Raw genomic sequence first — 330 nt, forward strand, 5'->3', positions numbered from 1 at the left:
TGCTGGGGGTCTTCTGCGCTCTCGACTTTGTCCTCTTCTACGTCTTCTGGGAAGTCATGCTCATCCCCATGTACTTTATCATCGGGATCTGGGGGGGGCCCCGGAGGATCTACGCCGCCGTCAAGTTCTTCATCTACACCATGAGCGGCAGCGTGCTCATGCTGGTGGCCATCCTGGTGCTCTGCTACCTTTACTATGACGCCACGGGGATCGTCACCTTCGACATCCTGACCTACCACAACCTGGGGCTCCCGGCGGGCTACCAGACGTGGCTCTTTCTGGCCTTCTTCCTCGCCTTCGCCATCAAGGTGCCCATGTTCCCGTTCCACA

General features: G+C 58.8%; 1 protein-coding gene. It reads left to right on the plus strand.

Going from position 1 to position 330, the window contains the following annotated elements; all coding sequences use genetic code 11:
* Positions 1 to 330: proton-conducting transporter membrane subunit (locus MWC30_RS22160; protein ID WP_260101269.1), on the plus strand; the 330-nt coding region annotated here is incomplete at both ends.

The sequence above is a fragment of the Desulforhabdus sp. TSK genome, assembly GCF_022836495.1.
In the GTDB taxonomy this organism is placed as follows: Bacteria; Desulfobacterota; Syntrophobacteria; order Syntrophobacterales; family Syntrophobacteraceae; genus Desulforhabdus.